Source organism: Nocardia pneumoniae NBRC 100136, from assembly GCF_000308755.1.
Classification (GTDB): domain Bacteria; phylum Actinomycetota; class Actinomycetes; order Mycobacteriales; family Mycobacteriaceae; genus Nocardia; species Nocardia pneumoniae.
This window is the reverse complement of sequence record NZ_BAGF01000148.1, coordinates 61,105-80,582: the sequence shown is the minus strand read 5'-3', so window position 1 is coordinate 80,582 and position 19,478 is coordinate 61,105. Positions and strand designations below refer to the sequence as shown.

At 68.8% G+C, this 19,478-nt stretch carries 17 protein-coding genes; 5 read left to right on the top strand and 12 right to left on the bottom strand.

Going from position 1 to position 19,478, the window contains the following annotated elements:
• Nucleotides 1-42: 42 nt before the first annotated feature.
• Both ON34_RS33975 and ON34_RS30290 read left to right on the top strand, forming a co-directional pair.
• Entirely contained in the window at nt 43-1,533 is a 1,491-nt protein-coding gene (locus ON34_RS33975) for a cutinase family protein (protein WP_051023353.1), read from the top strand.
• Nucleotides 1,534-1,731: 198 nt separating this feature from the next.
• A complete protein-coding gene (locus tag ON34_RS30290) occupies nt 1,732-1,959 on the top strand; it encodes a hypothetical protein (protein WP_040786062.1) in 228 nt (75 codons plus the stop codon).
• Nucleotides 1,960-2,109: 150 nt separating this feature from the next.
• Here the strand turns inward: ON34_RS30290 and ON34_RS36500 are convergent, their stop codons facing one another.
• From ON34_RS36500 to ON34_RS33970, 12 genes are all read right to left on the bottom strand, one after another.
• Nucleotides 2,110-3,021: a hypothetical protein gene (locus ON34_RS36500; protein ID WP_157172516.1), complete on the bottom strand. Its 912-nt coding sequence runs from the start codon at nt 3,019-3,021 to the stop codon at nt 2,110-2,112.
• A 604-nt stretch (nt 3,022-3,625) separates the two neighbouring features.
• Nucleotides 3,626-4,087 (bottom strand): hypothetical protein, encoded by a 462-nt coding sequence (locus tag ON34_RS30280; RefSeq protein ID WP_040786057.1) that lies wholly within the window; start codon nt 4,085-4,087, stop codon nt 3,626-3,628.
• Nucleotides 4,088-4,191: 104 nt separating this feature from the next.
• On the bottom strand, nt 4,192-5,022 hold the full coding sequence (locus ON34_RS30275; protein ID WP_157172515.1) for a MarR family transcriptional regulator: 831 nt from the start codon (nt 5,020-5,022) through the stop codon (nt 4,192-4,194).
• 351 nt (nt 5,023-5,373) lie between these two features.
• Nucleotides 5,374-5,658 (bottom strand): hypothetical protein, encoded by a 285-nt coding sequence (locus ON34_RS30270; protein ID WP_040786054.1) that lies wholly within the window; start codon nt 5,656-5,658, stop codon nt 5,374-5,376.
• Nucleotides 5,659-5,743: 85 nt separating this feature from the next.
• Nucleotides 5,744-7,435, bottom strand: a complete 1,692-nt coding sequence (locus ON34_RS30265; RefSeq protein WP_040786052.1) for a vWA domain-containing protein — start codon at nt 7,433-7,435, stop codon at nt 5,744-5,746.
• 42 nt (nt 7,436-7,477) lie between these two features.
• A complete protein-coding gene (locus ON34_RS30260; protein ID WP_040786049.1) occupies nt 7,478-7,780 on the bottom strand; it encodes a hypothetical protein in 303 nt (100 codons plus the stop codon).
• Between the two features lie 82 nt (nt 7,781-7,862).
• Nucleotides 7,863-9,041: an AAA family ATPase gene (locus ON34_RS30255; RefSeq protein ID WP_040786046.1), complete on the bottom strand. Its 1,179-nt coding sequence runs from the start codon at nt 9,039-9,041 to the stop codon at nt 7,863-7,865.
• A gap of 807 nt (nt 9,042-9,848) precedes the next feature.
• Entirely contained in the window at nt 9,849-11,672 is a 1,824-nt protein-coding gene (locus tag ON34_RS30250; RefSeq protein WP_040786044.1) for a BTAD domain-containing putative transcriptional regulator, read from the bottom strand.
• Complete coding sequence (locus ON34_RS30245; RefSeq protein WP_040786042.1) at nt 11,669-12,415, bottom strand: DUF8176 domain-containing protein; 747 nt, start codon at nt 12,413-12,415, stop codon at nt 11,669-11,671. Before ON34_RS30245 ends, ON34_RS30250 begins: the two co-directional genes overlap by 4 nt.
• A 126-nt stretch (nt 12,416-12,541) precedes the next feature.
• Nucleotides 12,542-13,678 carry a lipase family protein gene (locus ON34_RS30240; RefSeq protein WP_040786040.1) on the bottom strand — a complete coding sequence of 379 codons (1,137 nt, stop codon included), beginning with the start codon at nt 13,676-13,678 and terminating at the stop codon, nt 12,542-12,544.
• Entirely contained in the window at nt 13,675-14,913 is a 1,239-nt protein-coding gene (locus ON34_RS30235; RefSeq protein WP_040786038.1) for a cutinase family protein, read from the bottom strand. The genes ON34_RS30240 and ON34_RS30235 overlap by 4 nt, the downstream gene beginning before the upstream one ends.
• Nucleotides 14,910-15,824 (bottom strand): hypothetical protein, encoded by a 915-nt coding sequence (locus tag ON34_RS33970; RefSeq protein ID WP_051023351.1) that lies wholly within the window; start codon nt 15,822-15,824, stop codon nt 14,910-14,912. Before ON34_RS33970 ends, ON34_RS30235 begins: the two co-directional genes overlap by 4 nt.
• 649 nt (nt 15,825-16,473) lie before the next feature.
• Here ON34_RS33970 and ON34_RS30225 point away from each other — a divergent pair.
• From ON34_RS30225 to ON34_RS30215, 3 genes are all read left to right on the top strand, one after another.
• Complete coding sequence (locus ON34_RS30225) at nt 16,474-17,304, top strand: helix-turn-helix domain-containing protein (protein ID WP_157172514.1); 831 nt, start codon at nt 16,474-16,476, stop codon at nt 17,302-17,304.
• A 241-nt stretch (nt 17,305-17,545) separates the two neighbouring features.
• Nucleotides 17,546-18,316, top strand: coding sequence for a helix-turn-helix domain-containing protein (locus tag ON34_RS30220; RefSeq protein WP_040786032.1), 771 nt, complete (start codon nt 17,546-17,548; stop codon nt 18,314-18,316).
• A gap of 167 nt (nt 18,317-18,483) precedes the next feature.
• Nucleotides 18,484-19,422 carry an aminoglycoside phosphotransferase family protein gene (locus tag ON34_RS30215; RefSeq protein ID WP_040786030.1) on the top strand — a complete coding sequence of 313 codons (939 nt, stop codon included), beginning with the start codon at nt 18,484-18,486 and terminating at the stop codon, nt 19,420-19,422.
• Nucleotides 19,423-19,478: the final 56 nt, after the last annotated feature.

The window sequence follows — 19,478 nt, the reverse complement described above, 5'->3', positions numbered from 1 at the left end:
ACCGAAACACCCGCCTTTTCCGAACCCGACAGGAGACCCACCGTGCGCAGTCGCCACCACATCCACCACCGGCCCGTCCGCACCCGCCGCCGCTTCGCCCGCGTGCTGCTGTGTGCCGCTGTCGCCACCGTGACCGTCGTCGGGGCCGGTGTCGCCGCCGCAGATCCGACACCGGCCCCCGCCGCCGCGAACTGCCCGCGCTGGACCGCGCTGCTGGTACCGGGCACGTGGGAAACCAGCCCGGCCGCCGATCCGGCGCGGCCGGTGGGGATGCTGGCCCCGCTCGCCCAGGGCCTGGCCGCCCGCTACGGCCGCGACATCGACGTCCGCACCCTCGCCTACACCGCCGACGCCGCCCCGTACGCCGCCTCGCAAACCCAAGGCGCACAAGCACTCACCGCCGCCCTCACGGGGTTGTGCTCGGGCACGCGCGTGGTGCTCGCCGGCTACTCCCAAGGCGCCGATATCGTCGGTGACCTCGCCACTGCGATCGGCAACAACCGAGGTCCGATACCCGCCTCCCGGGTCGTCGCGGTCGGACTCGTCTCCGACCCACGCCGCGACCCCGCCACCACCCAGCTCGGCCACCCGGTCTCCGGCCAGGGCATCGCAGGTCCCCGCTCCCAAGACTTCGGCAACCTCACCGACCGTGTCCGCACTCTCTGCGCCGAGGGTGACCTCTACTGCTCGACCTCACCGCAGGCATCCCCTGCCCTCGCCGCGGTGGGCCGCGCCGTGACCTCCACCCCTGCTCCGGCCCAGGCCAACCCCGCCCCAGATCGGCCCTCGACCACCACGACGGCCACCTCCGCGCCAGCCCCGGGCTGGGAGACCGAGACAGCACCGGCGACCTCTCCGGTCTCGATTGAAGAACTGAATCCCTCCCAGGTGCTCGCCCAGGTGGTCACCGTGTTGGGTGGGCTGTCCGAGTTCGCCGGGAACGTGCCCGCCATCGTGAACGACCTCGCCCAGTTGCCCGCGCTCGTCGGCACCGGTGACATCCCCGGCCTGCACCGGGTCGCCGGGGACCTGAACAACCAGTTCAATCCCCTAGTTCGCATGGTCGCCGGAATCGACCTGCGTCTGGTGGCTGGCGCGTTGACATTGGCCGCGCCGTTGGACACCTCCGGGTGGGTCGGAGTCGCCGCGCAGATCGTCGGGCTCCTGGCGGGCCTGGACATCGGACGGATCGCCACCGACATCGGCCGAGCCCAAGAGATCGCCTGGACCGCCCTCGAAGCACTCACCACCGGAGACCCCCTCGCCGCCCTGCTCGCGCTGACGGGGATCGCCCCGGTCGCCACCGACCTCCTCGCGGCCACCGCCGCAGCGTTCACGGGACCCCAGTTCGGCTCGCTCGCCCAGACCTACACCGCCACCACGACACCCGCCACCGGCACCGCGCTGGCCGATCTGGCCCGCCAGGGCAGCGACGCGGCCCGATTCGCCGCCGCCGGGGTCCACACCACCGGCTACACCACCACCGCGCTGCTGGACTGGCTCGAACAGGCCATCGACCATTCTCTGAACTAAGTCGTGGCCGGTCTTAGTTCCCCTAAGTGCCTGGAGTGTTGTGGTTGGTCGCGCTGTCACGAACATGTTCGCGACGCTAGTTCGCTGATCTGCTGGGTCAGTTGTTTCGGGTCCGTGAGCGACAATGGCTGCCGTGGCTATCGTCGCGGTCGACACCAACATGCCTTGCGGCACCGCCGACTCCGGAGTGACAAGTGGTTGTCGCTGAACGAGAACAAGGACGACTGGGGCGTGCAGTTCGCTGTTCCCGAGGTCGTGTTCATGGAGACGGTGAATGTCGTCCGGCGGCAGTGGAACGCCCGACGCAACGAACTGGCCAATGTCAGGATTGGCGAGTTCGGTTTGGGCAACATGCTGGAGTCGCTGCTCGCTGAGTCGATAGGTGCTCTGGCGATTACGAGCTGTGGCTGCGCGATCACCTCATGAGATCGGAGCGTCCATCGTGGCGCGCCGCCTCCGACCGATCTGATGGACCTCGTCCGACGCGCTTCTGCGCTGCGTACTCCATACAGCAAGGCCAAAGATAAAAACCTTGACATCCCCCCGGGCGCGGAGGGAGCCGATAGACGGTCGCGGCTACTGCTCTGGAGGTCCGTATCCCTTGAGGAGTTCGGCTATCTGCTCTTTCAACGATGCCTGGTTTACCTCATGCGCGCGTTCGCGCTCGAAGTTGATGTGGCGGCTGCGCGGTTGGTCGTACACCTCGGGATGTAGATACAGTCCTCGTTCCTCGTCAGGCTTGTCTTCTTCTGCGGCGATTCGGTTCCGTGCGGCGTAGGGGTCCTTGCGCACTCCGGTGACTTGCCACGAAACCTTGACGTTCGGCCTGTCGGTCTTGATTTTGAATCGGTTTTCGTAAACCTCTTCAACAACGATCGCCTGCGCGAACTGTCCGACGGTTGTCAGCTGGTAGGTGAAATCCTGGTTGAGTGCCTCGAAGTAGCTCGGCAGCAGCACCGCCGCCTCGCCGTCGTCATCGGTCTCGACGTTGCCGGAGTAGACATTGAGCATGTCGGGCGACTCGACGAACGAGTGGATCAGGTACCTGTTCTCCGGGTCAAGCGGATGATCAATTTTGAATCCCCCGGATGACTTGGAGAGCAAACCGGAAACATGGACTTTGCCGCTGAAATACCCAGCGAAGCCCTGGCTGCTTAGCCCCCACACGCCAAAGGCAGCTCCTCCACTGTTCGCTTCACCCATGACACCGGTATTGCTCAGACCAAGTCCTCGACCGATCACACCTGTCGGGCTTATGCCATCATCTTGGCTGAGACCGTATACGCCGACACCGCGGCGGCTATATCCCCAAACTCCCTGTTGAGCGGTCCCGAAAAGACCTGTAGCGGCGGAGCCTGGTTGTGGTGCTTGAGCAAAGTTTCTGTTATTCAGTACAGCCAGCGTCTTGTTAGGATTGTCTGCCTCGAGTGACGTTTCGCTGTTACCGGCATTCTGGTGTGCCCCGAAATACATCTGCCCTGTTGTCATGCGAGCCTCCACCTGGAAGGACGCAACCCCGGAGGGGAAGCATCGATTCGGAACGTGACGTCTGGCGAAGCTGCTCTGCCGAGCCGGAAGATCAAACTCTTTCTATACCGCATTGGACAGTTCGGCGTCAAGGGTGGATACCTTGGCGGGCTGCGGTATTCGAGCAACCGGCTCGGTTGCACCCTAGGCAAACCAGCCAGCGTTCAACGCCTAGGGGCCGGATTTGGTATGCGACCTTCCTACCCGCGTGCGGGCGCCGCCGGTCCTTGAATTACCCGGAGAATCTCGGTGCCCCGACGTGCGAATTGGCCAACTATCGCCGAAGGATCGACGCCAGATTCCTCCGAAAATCACAGGCCGGTAAACACCCGCGTGGTCACCGAAGCCATCGGCGGCTGACAACCGACACCTTGCCGACCACGACCGACGCAACCCCACCGCACCACCAGTGGGGATTTCTCATCCCACACCACCGGCAGACACAACGCCCGGGCCACCGGCATTTTCAGCGCCGCCTAACAGCCTGGATACGGTCGTGGCGAAACGGTCGGTGGGGCCGAGCTTTTGCTCGGTCCCCACCGACCGTTTCAGGGTGCGGGGAAGGCTAGCCGTTCATCGGGGTCGCGGCGGCCTGTGCGTGCGGGGCCGGGTCGTGGGTGACGCGCAGCCGCCACGTCGGAACCAGAGTCAGCAACTCGACCACATCCTCGCCGTCCTCGTCCTCGTCACCGTCGACGTCGATGTCGGGGGCCGGGTTGGGATAGGCGGTGACGACTGCGCGGGCCGCGCTGTCGGGGTCGGTGTAGGTGATGCCGGTCAGCGGTCCCGTGGTGATCCGCACGGCAGCGGTGCCGGTGTGGTATTCGGCGTCGGTGCGCTGGGAGCGGTAGGAGGTGAACACCGGAATCCACTGCACCGCAGCCGGTTCGGCACGGGCGGACAGGTGTCGGGTGGCCTCGGCAGTGACCGCCAACCACAACTCTAGGCTGTCGGCGGCGTGCGGGGAGCAGGCGAACACGCGATGCAGGGCCGCCGCGACGACGGCCGAGGTGGAGGTGCTGTACATGACCGGTAGAGCCTTTCGGAAGATTCAGACGAGGTGAACGAACGGGTGCGGTGCCCGGGGACCCGGGGGCGAGCCCCTCGAGTCCCGGGCCACACCGGTATTGGTCAGGCGGTGGCGAGGGCGAATTTCTTGGGGGCCGCGCAGGTCTGGCGGGCCGTGCCGCCGGTGGTGAGTTTGACCAGCGCGTTGTGCACCGCACCGCTGGAGCGGTCGAGGGCTTTGCCGATCTGGTGCGGGGTGTACTCCTCGCCCGGATGATCGCGCAGGAAGTCCTCGACCTGCCCCCGCAACGCACCCGGAGCCAGCCGCTCGGTCGACTCCGGTTGCGCCGCTGCCGCATCGGGGGTCGGGGCCGGGGTATCGGGGGCCGGGTCGGCGGATTCGTCGCCCGTGGGGGCCGCTACGGCCGTTTCCGGCCGCTCCGTGTCGGGCTGCCCGGTGTCCGGTCCGGGGTCGGCGGGCGCGCTGTGGTCCGGTTCCGTCACCTCCACCGCAGCCGGTTCCGCCCCGGTGACAGTGGCCGGTTCGGTCGGCTCAGCGGCAACCGGTTCGGTCGCGGCGGATTCTGCCGGTTCGGTGGTGGCCTGTTCGGCGGTGGTCCAGGTCTTGGCCGCGCGGGCCGATTCGGGGTCGCGGTGGGAGCGGGCGGCCCCGGCGGTTTCCCAGCCCGACAGGATGCGCCGGGCGGTGGAACCGGAGATCCCGGCCGCACCCGCCAACTCATCGGTGGTGAATCCGGGATGGTTGCCCAACGCCGCCCACAGCGCCTTTTCGGTGTCGGTGCGCAGCACGGGCACACCCACACCCTGTTCGCTGCCCTGTTCGCCCACAGGGGCCGCCGGGGCGGGGCCGGTGGCCGGGTCCGGGGTCGGGTCGCTGGCAGGGGCGGGGGTCGGGCGCTTGCTGACGGGGGTCTTCTTCTTACGTGTGGACATGACAGGTCCCTCCATGAATTACGGGGTTCGGGTGTTCGGTCATGTCCCGGCCGGGACGGAAACCCACGCCGATCGGGGGAAATCCCGGGGGTTCGGCGTCGTTCCCGCTCCTATGGACGCTCGATACCCGTGCCGATGTCAAGCGGGTCGTGAAAAAAATTCGCGTCCCGAATTCCTCTCGACTATCGCCGAAATTCGAATAATGCGAAAGGAATTCGACTCTTCCGCTCGAAAGCGGCGGGGGCACGACCGAGTCGGCTCGCACCGTCCTGACCTGCCTCGCCGCCTCCGAGCACACACCGAGGAGGCGCCCTCGATAACTCCGGCCCGACAGCTGGCCTCGGTTCGCACTCAGACCGGCCACGTCAGGTCATCCAGCGACATCCCTTCGCATTCGCCGGTGTCGGCCCATTCAACGAGATACACGTCCTCCAAGTGGCCGGGATCGATGCCGACGAGGTGTCCTTCGCGGGAGATGTCGGCGCGGTCGGCGACCGTATCGCCCGGACGGATTTCACCGATGCACAGCTGCGGTCGGGTCGGCGCACCTTTGTTGCCGCGCGCGACCGATTCTCCTGCGGTGGCAGCTGTTTCGTGGGGCTGGTTGTTGGGCGGGGTGGTGTGGTTTCCGGTCATGGTGGGTTTGTCTCCTTGCTGTGCAGAGGTGTCCGGTGTGGCCCTGGGGGCGCGGGGCGGGTGCCCCGCGCCCCCAGGTGGTGGGTTATGCGGTGCGTACGGCGGTGATAGCGGCGCTGCCGATGGCTTGGGCGGTGGCGGCGGGGTCGCTGATGCGGTGGACGGTGGCACCGATCAGCGGATCGACCCAGGTTTTGTCGGGTGCGAGCCACAGCACCGCGCACCCGGAGGCGCGTAGCCGGTTGAGACGTTGTTGGGCGATGTGGCGGATTGTGGTGTCGGTGATGACGCCGTCGGAGATGATGACCAGCAGGCGGGTGTTCTCACGGCGCGAGAGGCCCAGCGCGCCGTCGAGTGCGTCGATGGCCTCGTCGATGGCCTCCCAGTTATCGGTGGATTCGAATTCGATGACCTCGGCAGGTGCGGTACCGGGGCGTGTGACCGGGTGCACGTCGTTGCCGAAGATGACGGTGGCGGTGTCGGCGGGCATGGTCGCGAGGTGGGCGGCGCGGGCGATGATCCAGGCGGCGGAGGCGACCGGTTTGGCGTAGGAGGTCATGGATCCGGAGATGTCGCAGGCGATCCCGACTCGCAGCGGGGGCACGGGCACGGTTTTGCGGGTGGTGCGGGTGAACATCTCGGCGGTGGGGATGGCCCCGGCGGCGCGCTGGGCTTCGCGTGCCATCGCCCCGCGCATCCGTACCCGGCCCGGCGGCAACACCGACCCGGTTTTGACCACGGCGCGTTCGCGGCGGCTGGCGGCGCTCAACGCCCGCGCCAGCACACGAGCGGCAGCCCGTTCATCCGCGCGCGGTGCGCGAGCGGCGCGGCTGATGACAGTCGCGCCCCGGGTGCCGAACACCACGCGCGCAGCGGCCTCAGCCGCGAGTTCGGCCTCGAGTTCGGCCTCGGCTGCAGCGGTGGCAACATCAGCCGGGTCGAGCGGAACCGGCTCGGCGGCAACGGCTCTGGCTACCCTGGCGACCGCTGCGCTGACACCAGCGGCCAGTATCGAGGTCGGATCAGGATCGGCGTGCGGGTCGGGGCCGACCAGGTCGAGCCAGCGCTGCCCGAGTTCGAGCATCCCCGCAGCGTCGTCGTCGGCGAGGGTGTGCGCCTGCTGCCAGATCGCTTGTAGTTGGCCGAGTTTGGTGGTCCCGAGGATGGCCTTGATCGCGGCGGCGGCGGGCGCGGTCTCGGTGGGTTCGAGGATGCCGCCGTCCACGCGGCCCAGGATCAGCGCGGCCGAGTGCGCGGCAGCGTATTCGGTGGCGGGCACGGCTGCCATAGCGGCGGGGCCGCCGGTGTCGCCGATGACGATCTCGGTGGCCGAGGCGCGTAGCCAGTGGCGGTCGGCGGGGCGGCGGCGGATCTGTGCTGCCTCGATGCGGGATTCTTCCAGCAGCATCGCGGCCTCGACCACGGTCGGGTTCGCGGGTGCGGGTGGCTCCCAGATCGAGTGGCGGGCGTGGGCGCATTCGTGCACGAACGCACCGAACAGGGCCGGGTAGCGGGCGCGGTCGCTGTTGCGGTCCGGGCGCGCGGTGGCCGGGTCGATCTTGAGGTGGGTGCCGTCGAGTTCGATGGCGGCGCGGTGGGGCATGAACACCGCCGGGTGCCCGTGGGCCGCGCCCGGGGCGATCGTGACCACGAGGTCGTCGCGGTCGGCGATCGGGGGTGCCTCCTCGGTCAATGCGGCGGACAGGGCGGCCCAGCCGGTGGTGGCGGGCGGCGCGGCGGGTGCGGTGGCAGGGTCGGCGATCACGTGAGCGGTCACGGCGGGGTGTTCCTTCCGATCAGGCGGTGGGTCAGTGGGGTTTCAGTCCGGCAGCCGGGTGGACAACGGGGCGGGTGCGCCGTTGATGTAGACCTGCGCGGCGAAACCCGCGTGCCGGTTACGCATGACACCAACCGCGCCCGTCGCGTATTCGGCGATGTCGTCGGGATTGACCAGGTGGATACGCGGGGCGGCAAGGGGGGCGATCACGTGCGCCACGGTGAACATGCCCGCATCGTCGGCGGCGTAAATGATGAATTGGTCACCGGTGATAGGGTTTTTCACCTCGTAGATCGGAGTGAGCGCGGCGGTGGTCGGGCGTGTCCGGTCCCTCGGTTCAGTCATTGCAATGGCTCCTATTCGAATTCATCTGTCAGCGTGCGCGTTTGGGTGATCAGGGTCAGTTGTGGCAGTAGCGGAAGGTCGCCTAGAGGCGGGTGCCCAGGGATAGGGGCGCGAGTTCGGTGCCGAACACGGTTTTCACGACCTCGGCGACGATGGCGCGGTCCTCTTCCGGCGCGGTGCCGATGAGGTTGGCGGCGGCGGTGAGTTCGCTGGTGGCGGTCGCGATCTTCTGAAAGGCCAGCAGCTCGCGCAGTTGCGGTGCCCACCCGACCTCGCCCCTGGTCTGGCGGGTGGACAGATTCCGAGCCACCCGCACCGCTTTCGGGTCCACCCCGAGGCTGGCGGCGAGGTCGTAGTCGCTGGAGACCTGCACCTGGAAGGCGAACCGGCTGGCGAGCGCGTCCGACAGGATCGCCCCGTGCACTCCCGGGTTGTGGCCCGCGCAGATGTAGAACCCGGGTTCGGCTTTCACGACCTCGCCACCGTTGGCTTTGATCACGATCTCGCGCCGCCCGTCCATCGCGGGGTATACGCACGAGAGCACGGTCGGGGCGATGAGGGTCGCGTCGTCGACGAACAGCACCCGGCCCTCGCGCATCGCCCGGACCAGCGGCCCGTGCACGAACACGAAGGTGCCGTCCGGGGCTTGGGTGTACTCGCCCACGAAATCGGCGACGGTGGTGTCGCCATCTCCCTGCACGGTCAGCAGGTCACCGAACGCTGCCTCGATCAGCGAGGTCTTCCCCGTTCCGGGTGGCCCGTACAGCAGCACGGGCACCTCACCCGCGCGCATGGTCCGCAACACATCCACATCAGCGCTACCCGCGAGCTTGCGCGGGTGATACAGCTGCCCGTTCGGGCGCTTCACCGGCCCGCTCGTCGGTTTCGCGGCACGGGGCCGCCTACGCGGGGCGGTCGCGGCAGGGGCCGCCGGGGCGGTCGCGGCAGGCGCGACAGGGGCCGCCGGGGCAGACGTGGCGGGTGCCGCCGGGGCGGGTGTGGCGGATGCCGCCGGGGCAGGCGTGGCCGGGACGGCTGCGGCGGCGGTGTGGGCGTTGGCGCGGTACCGGCGCGGTGAGCTGGCGGTGCGATCGGCGTGACCAGCGGCGGTCAGCGCCTCCAGCGCGTTACCGACAGCACCGGAAGAACGCGCCAGGGTTTTCGCGACCTCCCGGGGGGAATGCTCACGCCCCGGATCGCCAGCCAGCACACCGGCGACCATGCGCCGCAATTCACCATTACCCAAACGAGGTGCAGTCATTTCATCTCCCGAAAATCGAAACCCGAATCACGTACCGCCACGCGGATCGTGGCATACGTGTGGCGAGGCCACCAATCGGATTTCTGTGGATTCCCCGGCGAATTCCGGGGCACGGTCTCGACGCTAGCTCGGCTCACAACGAGTCCACAACTCGCAAATGCGGCAATTTCCGAAATTTCTCCGCGAGCCCATCTATTCGGCAACGCAAGGAAGGAATGAAACGCGCACAGCCCTGCGCAGCCGGGACCGCAACACCGCCGACAAACGCCATAAAGAAAAAGCAAATAAATAGCGGAGGACGACAGGGGGAGGGTACACGGAGGCAAACAAAAGGGGCCGACAACGGCGCGACGCAGACGGGCGAAGATCGCCGACGAGCGACGGCGAAACATGTCTATATAGCTTTGTATATAGACAATCCTGGATGACCCCCACCCGGGGATGGACCCGCTGAACTGCGATTTTGCCGTGTCGGGGTGGGGCGTGTTGACCGCCCCACGGAACGCCCCACGGAAAACCCCACGGAACGCCCCACCAATTGACCACATCAAGATCGCGAGCAGCAAAACCCGCACCGCGTATTGATCCGCGGTGCCACGAGAACAGCATTCGAAAGGCGAGAATGAATGCGAATCCACGCCCGGAAGGGAGTAATTGCCCGAGCGGCGCGCATCGCCGATTTGGATTATACAGGGAATTTCATTCGACACCGAACGCCATTTCGCGACACTTCGCTGTCCCGGGGGCGGGGGTGTCGCGGATTCTCTCATCCGCGCGGCGGTAGACGGGTTTGTTGATGGCCGTCTTCTATCCGGTGGTTTTGCGGAGGTCTTCGAGGAGTCGGTGTGTTTCGCTGCTCGGGGTTTCGCCGATTTCGGCGAGTCTGCGGGTGAGTAGTGAGTAGGTGGAGGCGAGGGCGTCGTATTCGCCGAGTCGGGCGTGCAGGCGCAGGATGTGGTGCCAGAGGGTTTCGTTGTAGGGGTCGTTGTCGACTGCTGTTTCGAGCAGTCCCAGGGTGGCGCGGGGGTCGAGGTCGGCGTTGCGGGCCAGCCAGCTCAGCGCGTGGCGGGTGTCGCGGCGTGCGGCTTCGCGCAGGGGTTCGGCCCAGGTGGCGTCGGTGAGGTCGGTGGCCAGGGTGGTGGTCGCCAGTTCCGCGATCGTTCGGCAGGCGGCGGCTTGGTCGTGATCTGCGGTGGCGCGGCGGCGCGTGGCGACGGCCGCGGTGAACTCCCGATAGTCGACGGTGATCCCGTCCTCGGACAAGCGGCAATGCGTGCGGTCGTCGCTCAGCAAGGCGGTGACCTGGTCGTCGGTGGCGGCGGCGACGGTGGTGCGCAGGCGGCTCAACGTGTTGGTCAGGGCGTGCCCGGAGCGTTCCGGGGCACGCTCATCCCAGAGCAGCTCGATCAGCGCTGCCCTCGTAATGCCCTCGGGGTGCAGGGCGAGCACGGTGAGAAGCGCCCGACTGCGTGGCTGCAACCGGGAGGTGATGTCCACGGCCTCATCACGCCCCGGTGCCCGCCACAGCAGCCGGGTCGGCCCGAAGACCCTGATCGCCAGACCGGGCTCCGACCGCTTCGGGGCAGGGCTCGACGGCCGCGGGCTCGACGGCGCGGAGCGATGTGGCGCAGCAGGAGGGTCGGTGGCTCGGTCCTGGCCGGGTGGGCTGGTCTGCTGGGCGGCCTGCCCGGGTGTGGTGGGGCGGGGCAGCGGCACACGCACGGGAGCAGGGTCGGGTGGGGTGCGGGCCGCCCCCGTCCCCGGGTTCGGCGACGGTCGCGGGCCTACGGGGGTAGTGGTCGGGTCGAGTCGGTAGACGGTCGGAGGCGGGGCCTGGCGGCGGGCCGGTGGGCGAGTACGCCGATGCGAGGCGTTCGCGACCAGGTGCGGTGGGCGCAGTTGTTCGCGCACAGCGGTGGCGATGGTGCGCGCGGCAGGCAGCAGGCGAGGACCGCGACGCGGTTGCCGGGTCCCGTGCAGCAGCGCCTCGGCCGAAACGGGCGCGGCGGGCAAGGATCCCAGGATCGGCAGGGCGAGGGCGGCGGCAAACTCGCTGCGAGGTTCCTCGATGAGCACGACCCCACGGCGGCGGCAGCGCTGGGTGAGTCGCAGGATGCGGTGGGCGGCGCGTTCGGGCTCGGTGTAGTCGGGGCGTACGACGACCAGGCAGGCGTCGGCGGCGTCCAGGACCGGGGCCAGGCCCGAGTCCGGTTCGGGGACACCGCAATCGGCGAACACCGTCGCCCCCAGAGCCCGCCAGCCCGGGTGCGCGCCGGTCAGCAGCGCGGTGGTCAGTGCCGTTCGAGCGGGGTCGCGGCCCGGTGGCGCGGCCAGCATCGGCACGGCGTTGGGCAGGAATTGCATGTGCTCGAGCACCCGGTCCTTCCCGAACTCCGAGTCCGGTTCGAAGGTGCGGGCCAAGCTCGCCAACCCCAGATACGGATCGGCCCCGACCATGTCGGCCAACTGCCCACCAGCGGGGTCGGCCTCCACCACCAGCGCCGCCTCGCGACCGGGCCAGGCGCACGCCAGAGCCACCGCCGTGGTCGTGGTGCCGACGCGCGGGCCCAGGCCTGCGAGGGCGATCAGTAACGGCGCCTGCGAGCCGGGACGCTGTGGGGTGGTGGTCATCCCTGCCTCTGGATGTTGCTGATCAACAGGCCGCTCTCGCCGGGGCGGGTGTTGATGAGCTGGAGGTAGTCCATCCGTTGCCGGTCCGGGCGCAGCTCGACCACATGCACATTCGCGGTCGACTCCGAGATCAGGGTTACCGCCACGCAATGGGTTGTGCCCAGCGGGATCGAGGCGATCCCGGCGGCGAGTCCATCCGCGGCGATGCCGGACTCGGGTGCGAGCAGCCGCATCGCGGTCTCGGCGTTGCGATCGATGTAGTAGGCGGCCTCGAACGCCGCGATCACCCCCGCGACGGTCGCGGTGGTGTCGCCGGGACGGTCGGTGACCACGGTGCCCGACAACCCAGTGCACGCCCCCACGGCCGACGACGTGACGCTCGGCGCGACCGCCGTGGCCCTCAGCGGACCACCGGCGTCGCGTGTGTCGTCAGCCCCTACGGCGACCACGCCGATCATCACGGCCACAGTGGCCGCCAGCGCCGCCCACACCCGCCACGACACCCGATGCCCGGCATCGCCCCGCCCCCATAGCCCTACGGCCGTGTCGGGCGCGTCAGGAGTCCGCGGCCCGGCCACCAGCCAGCGGCCTTCCCGACCCGATGGTGGCGGATTCGCCTCGACCCCGCTCTCGGAATCGAGATCGGGGTCGGGCACGAGGTGCAGGGCCGGTCCCATTCGCGGCTGTTCGAGCCAGGCCCACGGGTCGGCCTCACTGGACTTCGGCTTCTCGCGATCGTTCATTCACCTCGCCTCGTCGGAATAGTTCTCGGACTGTGTGATTCGGGGGGACTGTGGGTGTGTCTCCGGGGCCTGCCCGCACCCCGGGAGGGGGTGGGCGGAGTGCGGGCAGGTTTCCCCTGGAGGGGGTCAGGGGCGGGTGGCGTGCTCGGTGTGCTCGCCCTCGCCGATCGGCCGGCTGGGCTTGGGTGGTGGCCGGCGGGTGATGTTCTCGCCAAGTCGGGCGAGGACATCGCTTGTGGCGGCGTCGGCGGTGGCGCGGTGATCGGCGTCGTATTCGCGCCAGCTGATCTCGGTGCCGCGTTGCCGGTAGGCGATGAGGGTGCGCCGCCCGGCGGACACGGGAACGATCTCATCACCGCTGCCGTGGTACAGGTGCAGCGGCATCGCGGGCATGGTGTGGGCGAGGGTCTCCAACGCCAGCACCCGCCGCCACCAGTGATCGTTCCAGGGCTCGGGTCGTCGGCACCAGTGCGCCACCGGTTGCGGGAACCGTTGCAGCAGTTCGATACCGGTGAGATGCTGCGCCTCCGCGACAGCCCGCACGCCGTTCTCGGTCAGGACGTGGCGCAGCGGGAGCTGATCATAGGCTCGCGACAGTCCGATCAGTCCGGCCAGCCCGAGTCCCGCGCTCACGCCCCGGCTGAACGCCGGTGCCAGCGCCGCGAGGTCGGAAGCGACGGCTCCGGCGGCGATACCACGCAGATCCACCTCCGGCGCATACCACGGCTGCAGTTCCCCAGCGGCGGCGACCGCCCGCCCACCGTCGGCGTATCCCCAGGCCACCACCGGCGCAACCGGGACATCGAGATTCGCGCCCCGATAGACCGCACGGGCGAGATCGAGCACCACCCGCCCACCAGCGCGCGCGGCGAGGAAGGTGTGCGGTCCGCCTCCGGTGAGGCCGAGTCCTTCACCGTCGGGTATCGCCACCACCCACCCCCGCCGCAAGGCCGCCTCGATTCCAGCGGTGTCGGGTTCAGTACCGATCGCCAGCAGCTGCGAGGGCGCGCACACCCCGCCCAGGCCGCGAAACTCCGAGCAGTACACGAGGATTGCGGTGGCACCGGGCTCAGCGACCGCGTCGGGGATCAGCACGATCCCGGAGGCGGGGATGCGTTCGGAGCGGGAATTGGTGGAGATGTAGATGACCTGCCACGCTCCCGCCGCCGAGGTCAGTTGCGGAACGAACACCGGGCGTGTGCGCACCAGGTCCCCGGCACGGCTGCGGTCGAGGGCCGGTGTGTCGTAGAAGTCGCTTGTCACGGGTGCCTCCCGGCGAGGTCGTGGGCGAGTGCGGTCATCCACGCGATCCCGCTGGCGAGCTGCCCGGCGGCGGCATAGCCGGTGTGGCGGCCATGCACGTCGGCGTAGCGAAGCCACACCGCCGGATCGAGGAGGTCGGCGTTGTCGGCGACCAACTGTCCCCACGCCCCCGACAGCTGCCCGGCCAGCTTCGGCAACTGCCCGACCGGGTCGGATACCACGATCGCGGTGATCTGCCCCCAGCGCGCCGACGCGGCTGCGGTCTCGTCCGGGCCGGGTGGCGGGGTGCGGGGGTCGGAGGCGTCGGTGAGGCGGTCGGCCAGACTCGCCGCGGGCGCGTAATCGACGATCCCGGCCCCGATGTGGAAGTCGCTGTTGACCACGGTCGTCCACGCGTCCCCGAGCGCTCCCGCCAACAGGGCCTGGATCGAGCCGAGCGCGGCCAGCGGATCACGCAGGTCGGCCTGGGCGGCGAGCTGGGCGGCTATCCGGAGCAGGGCGGCGCGTTCGGGTGCCCCGCAACTCAAATCGCCCTCGACACAGACATCGGCCACCCGCCCGGTCAGCGCACCGTAACCGACGCCCTCGCCCGTGGCGATGCCGCCGCCGGAGGCGGGTGCGGTGGTGATCGCCACCCCCGACACCGCCGCCCCGGAAGTGCCGGGGGCCGGGTCCGGGGTGAGCTGACCGGGGCGGCCGGGGATCACCGGCGATCCCGGGGCGCGATCGGGATCGGAGTACAGAGCGATACCTGCCACCCGCTCAGGCGGAACCGGTCCCTCGCCGGCGCCGACAGCTCGCGCGAACTCCGAGACCACCTGCGCGCCTTGGGAATACCCGACCACCGCCAGCGCGGTGCCGGGGCAGTCGGCGGCGATCCTTTCCGCGGTGGCCGTGAGCGCGGCCAAGCCCTCGCCCACCGAGACCGCATAGGAGTCGGTGCCGCCGCCGGTACCCACCGCGCCCCCGAACCCGGCCTGATAGGCGATGTAGCTGCGCTGCACCAGATCCGGCACAGCGGCCACCACCGGGCCGAGCAGGAATCCGAGCATCCCGGTGTCGGCGGTCTCGGAGGCGCCCGGGGAGGACTCGCCGGTGCCCTGCACCCCGAGGACCCACAGCACCGGGCAACTCGGCCCGGCGGCGGGTGGCTGCGCCGACCCAGGGCTGGGCGTGCACAGCGCACTGGTGCAGGCCGCCAGGACGGCGGCGGTGAGGATACGGATTCCGGTCACGGCTGGCCCACCCCCGCACCGGCACCGAACCCCGCGCCAACCGTGCCACCAGCCAGCGCGCCGACCACGGCGGCGGGGGCCCCGGCCACGATCGCGCCCGCGACAGCGCCCGCTGCCGCGCCGATCGCGGTTCCGGCGACACCGGAGGTGATCGTGCCGATGACCGGCACCGCGACCACCGTGCCCAGCGCGGCGCCCGCGATACCGCCGATCGTGCCACCGGCCAGCCCGCCCGCGACCGCACCCGCCGCCGCCGCTGGTGCACCCGCCAGCGCGCCTCCGATGGCACCACCGGCCCCTGCCCCGGCGATCGTGGCACCGGCCACCCGGTCCGAACGCCCGGCCGGGATCCCGATCGAGTCCAGGAACGTCGCAGCCTGAGCTTCGGCGTTCGCGGCGACGTCGTTGATAGTGTCGCGGACCTCCGGGGGCAGCCAGTCCGGGGAGGGGGTCTGCCACTGGCCGATCCGGATCGTGTTCGGCGGTGCCTCGATCGGCGCGACCGGTGCCACCGGTTCCGGTGAGTGCAGCTCGATCACTTGGATCGGGGGCACGGGCGCGGGTGGGGGTGCCGGGCGCGGGGCCGGGCCGTTGCGGATCTCGGGCGGCTGTTGCGGATACACCGCGGGCTCCGGCGGCGGTGTATCCGGTGGCGGGGTCGGGGCGGGGGCGGCGGTCCCGGGCTGGACCGGGGCGGTGACCCCGGGCTGGTCGGCGATCGGATCTAGCGTCACAGCACTGGCTTCCAGCGCGGCCAGCATCATCACCATCGGCACCGCGCCGACAGCCAACATGTGGCGACCCCGCAGCAGCCGCCCCCCGTACGCCAGGCGGGGACCGTGGGTGTCCGGGCCGGGATCGTGTCCTGGGAGCGGGATGGCGGCCAGGGATGTATTCCCGTTTTCGGGCACGACAAATTACCCTTTCGATCGAATGAGAAAGGAGAGGGAAAGAATCAGGAAATGCGCGTGACAACGCGCGAGAAAGGCCGGTGCCTCCCGGCTGCCGACCGCAGCCGGGAAACCCGTCGCCGTATTCCCCATATCAGGGGGGCGGCACGGCCGATCAGATGAACGGCAGGACCAGGGTCAATACCTGAGAGGCGACCGAGAGCACATTCGAGACCAGTGATGCGCCCGCGTCGAGCAGCGACAAGATAGCGTATGGGTCCACGATCATTCCTTTACCGGAGGAGGTGCAGTTGCCCCACCATCACAACCCCGAAAACCGCTGCCGCGCCACCCTTTTGGGAGGTAAGGATTGTGCTAGCACAATCATTACCTCTTCGGCCTGACGTGGTGGCCAGCGCCGATGCACGAAAGGGGTAACGGTTGTGTCAGTAGAAAGGCTTTCCGGCTGCGTGACCCCGCGCACCCGGGTACGGCAAATACGCCGTGCCTCCCGCACGGATACCGGCGGTTATTTGTCGGCTTGGTCACAGAGAATGATATTTGCCGGGGTCTTCTCTCTCTGGTAGGAACGAATCATCTCGGGGGAGTGAACCTTTCAACGTACCCCACGGGGAAGGAAATACGGAAGACCGTAGTAGGAGGGGAAGACGTGACCCGGACGACGGACTCGGCCCACAACCCACGCCGCCGCCGCACCAGTTCGAGCGGTTCGGGGATACCGAACCTCGGCTGTTGGGCACGCCAGATCCGCGACCGCCACCAGCTCGCGCGCCCGCGCGCCGCCGCTCGCCTTCACATCGGCGTGGACATGCTCAAGAAGATCGAACGCAACCAGGCCACGCCCTCACCTGCGGTGCTGGACCAGATCGTCACCGGCTACGACCTCGATCGCGCTCAGGAACGCTACACCCGCGACCTCGCCCGCCCCTCGGTCCCGCTGCCGCCGATCGAGGAACTACGCACCCGCACCGCCACCCCCGAGCGCCGAACACGACTGGCCAGCCTCGACGACCGCGGAATCGCATGCGCCTACATCGATCCGCTGTGGAACCTGGTCCTCGCCAACGATCGGTTCACTGCGGGCCTGCCCGGCATCGAACAGTTCCACGACAACATCGCCTTATGGTTCTTCCACCCCGGCTCCACCACGCCCACCTCCGAACACATCGTCGTGCTCTGGGACAGCGCCGCCGCCTACATGGTCGCGACCCTGCGCGGAGCGCTCGGACGCCACCGCGACTCCCCCCGCGCGATTGCCCTCTTCCAAGACCTGAGCGGCTCGGTCACATTCAGCTCGCTCTGGGACAGCAGCGTCGCGGTGGCCTACGGCTGCCGCCCCAACGAGCCCGTCCACCTCCGCGACCCCGTCACCGGCGAGCCGTACTCCGAAAGCGTCCAACTCGGCTGCGTCCCAGCCACCCCCGACCTCCGATTCTGCATCGGCTATCGGCAGCCCTACAGCGGACCAGCACTGCCCTGACCGACCCCAGTACCCGCCCTCCTCCCAGACGGTTCGAGTCGACCAGCCCAGCGCGCCGCAATCACACCCTCCGAGAAGATTTGGGGCAGATCCCCGAATCCCCACACCTGGAATAGGAATCCCGACACCATGACAGCCACTTCCCTTGCGCACGCCCACCATCGCCACAGCAGTCCGGCGCCCGGTCTCCCGCACGCCGCCACCGCGCACGCGCTAGCCCCGCAGAGACGGGAAAGGTGAGATGGGACAGGCCCCCACACCAGCCGGACTACCCGACTTCCACGACTCGCTGGAATTCCTGCGCCGCCACCACCACCTGTCCCGCGAGTCCGCCGCCCAGCACGCCGGCATCAGCACCTCCTACCTCAACAGGATCGCGCAGAACCGCAAACTCCTGCCCGGCCGCAACGTCGTCACCAAACTGGCACACTCCTACGGACTCGACCCCTGGCAGCAACGCCACCTCCACGAACTGTGGGAACCCTCCGCCCCCCTGACACCCGCCGACGAACTACGCCACCGCCTCACCAGCCTGGACGTGCAACGCCACCTCGACCACCTCGACACCCGCGAGATCCTCGCCGTCTACATCGATCCCCTCGCCACCGTGCTGCATGGCAACCAGACATTCCATCGCACGGTGCCCGGCCTCGCCGACGCCGACAACAACCTCGCCCTGTGGATGTTCACCCTCGCCGCCCGCCGCATCATCGACAACTGGAACGACGAAGCCCGCCTCGCCGTCACCATCCTGCGCGGAGCACTCGGACGATACCGCGACCTTCCCCGAGCACAACACCTGTTCCGCACACTGCGGGCCGACCCCGAATTCACGCGCCTCTGGGAATCCACCACCCTGCAAGTCGCCTACGGCCGCCGCAACCCGGCCCCGATCCGCCTGCACACACTCGACGCCGACGAACCCTTTCCACTCAGTCTCGAAATCAGCGAATTCGCCGACTGCACCGACGTCCTCATCGCCTACGGCATCCACGACACACCGCGGTCGTAGGTTCGACGACCCGACGCGGCCTTCGCTCGGCTCTCGATACGCTCGACCAGCCGAACCGCCGCCGTGCTGCCCGACGCGGGCGGCCACTGAGCTCTCGATGTCCGGCCTTGCGTCGCAGGTGAGGGAAATGACTAGCGCTCACCGGTTCTGGAACCAACGATGGTGCCATGGCCGACAACGCAGGCACCGCGACGCGGATCGAATGGCATGAACTGCCGCAGCCGGTACGCGCCGGAATCGAGCGCCGCCTCGGCACGCGGGTGCGGTCGGCGGTCACGCAGACGGGTGGGTTCAGCCACGGCACAGCCGCCCGGCTGCTGTTGACCGACAGCCGCCGGGCTTTCGTGAAAGTGATCAACCGTGACGACGCTCTGTACGGGATGTACCAAACCGAGGCACGCACCGCAGCGCAGTTACCCCGCACAGTGCCGACACCGTCGGTCCAGTTCACGATCGACATCGCCGGGTGGTTCGCCGTGGTATTCGACGACGTCGACGGCCGCCATCCCCGCCTCGACCGGCCGGGCGACCTGAACGCGGTGCTCGCCACCATCGAACAGTTGGCGAACGCCCTGACGCCCAGCCCCCTCCCCGAGGTGCCCACTATTGCCAATAGCTACGGGCCGGAGCTGAACGGCTGGCGGCAGTTCGCCGAGCACGGGCCACCTGCCGACCTAGACAGCTGGTCGCTGCGCAATCTCAACCGGCTCGCCGCGCTGGAATCGACCTGGCCCGAACACGCTGACGGTGCAACCCTGCTGCACACCGACCTGCGGCCGGACAACATGCTCCTGCGCCCCGACGGCACCGTCGCGGTGATCGACTGGGCCTGGCCGTGCCTCGGCGCCGCATGGATCGAACTCGTCTCGCTGGCACCATCGATAGCCGCCAGCGGAATCGACCCCGACCCGATCCTCATCACGCACCCGGCCACCCGCGCAACCGATCCGGTCGCTGTCGATGCCTTCCTCGCTGCGCTGGCTGGCTACTGGGCGCGCAACAGCCGCATGCCCGCACCGCCACGGTCACCGAATCTTCGCCAACACCAAGCACGCTCAGCACATGTGTCACGAGAATGGCTGCGCCGACGACTTGCATGGCCGTAACCGCCACCAGGCCCACAACGCGGAGGTTGTACACCCACACGATCCAGTTGCGGGAC

Coding starts and splice junctions, on each gene's coding strand:
- ON34_RS30245 (WP_040786042.1), bottom strand. CDS start 12,415: ATGAACGATCGCGAGAAGCCGAAGTCCAGTGAGGCCGACCCGTGGGCC.
- ON34_RS30280 (WP_040786057.1), bottom strand. CDS start 4,087: ATGTACAGCACCTCCACCTCGGCCGTCGTCGCGGCGGCCCTGCATCGC.
- ON34_RS30275 (WP_157172515.1), bottom strand. CDS start 5,022: ATGTCCACACGTAAGAAGAAGACCCCCGTCAGCAAGCGCCCGACCCCC.
- ON34_RS30250 (WP_040786044.1), bottom strand. CDS start 11,672: ATGACCACCACCCCACAGCGTCCCGGCTCGCAGGCGCCGTTACTGATC.
- ON34_RS30260 (WP_040786049.1), bottom strand. CDS start 7,780: ATGACTGAACCGAGGGACCGGACACGCCCGACCACCGCCGCGCTCACT.
- ON34_RS30220 (WP_040786032.1), top strand. CDS start 17,546: ATGGGACAGGCCCCCACACCAGCCGGACTACCCGACTTCCACGACTCG.
- ON34_RS30255 (WP_040786046.1), bottom strand. CDS start 9,041: ATGACTGCACCTCGTTTGGGTAATGGTGAATTGCGGCGCATGGTCGCC.
- ON34_RS30215 (WP_040786030.1), top strand. CDS start 18,484: ATGGCCGACAACGCAGGCACCGCGACGCGGATCGAATGGCATGAACTG.
- ON34_RS30270 (WP_040786054.1), bottom strand. CDS start 5,658: ATGACCGGAAACCACACCACCCCGCCCAACAACCAGCCCCACGAAACA.
- ON34_RS36500 (WP_157172516.1), bottom strand. CDS start 3,021: ATGACAACAGGGCAGATGTATTTCGGGGCACACCAGAATGCCGGTAAC.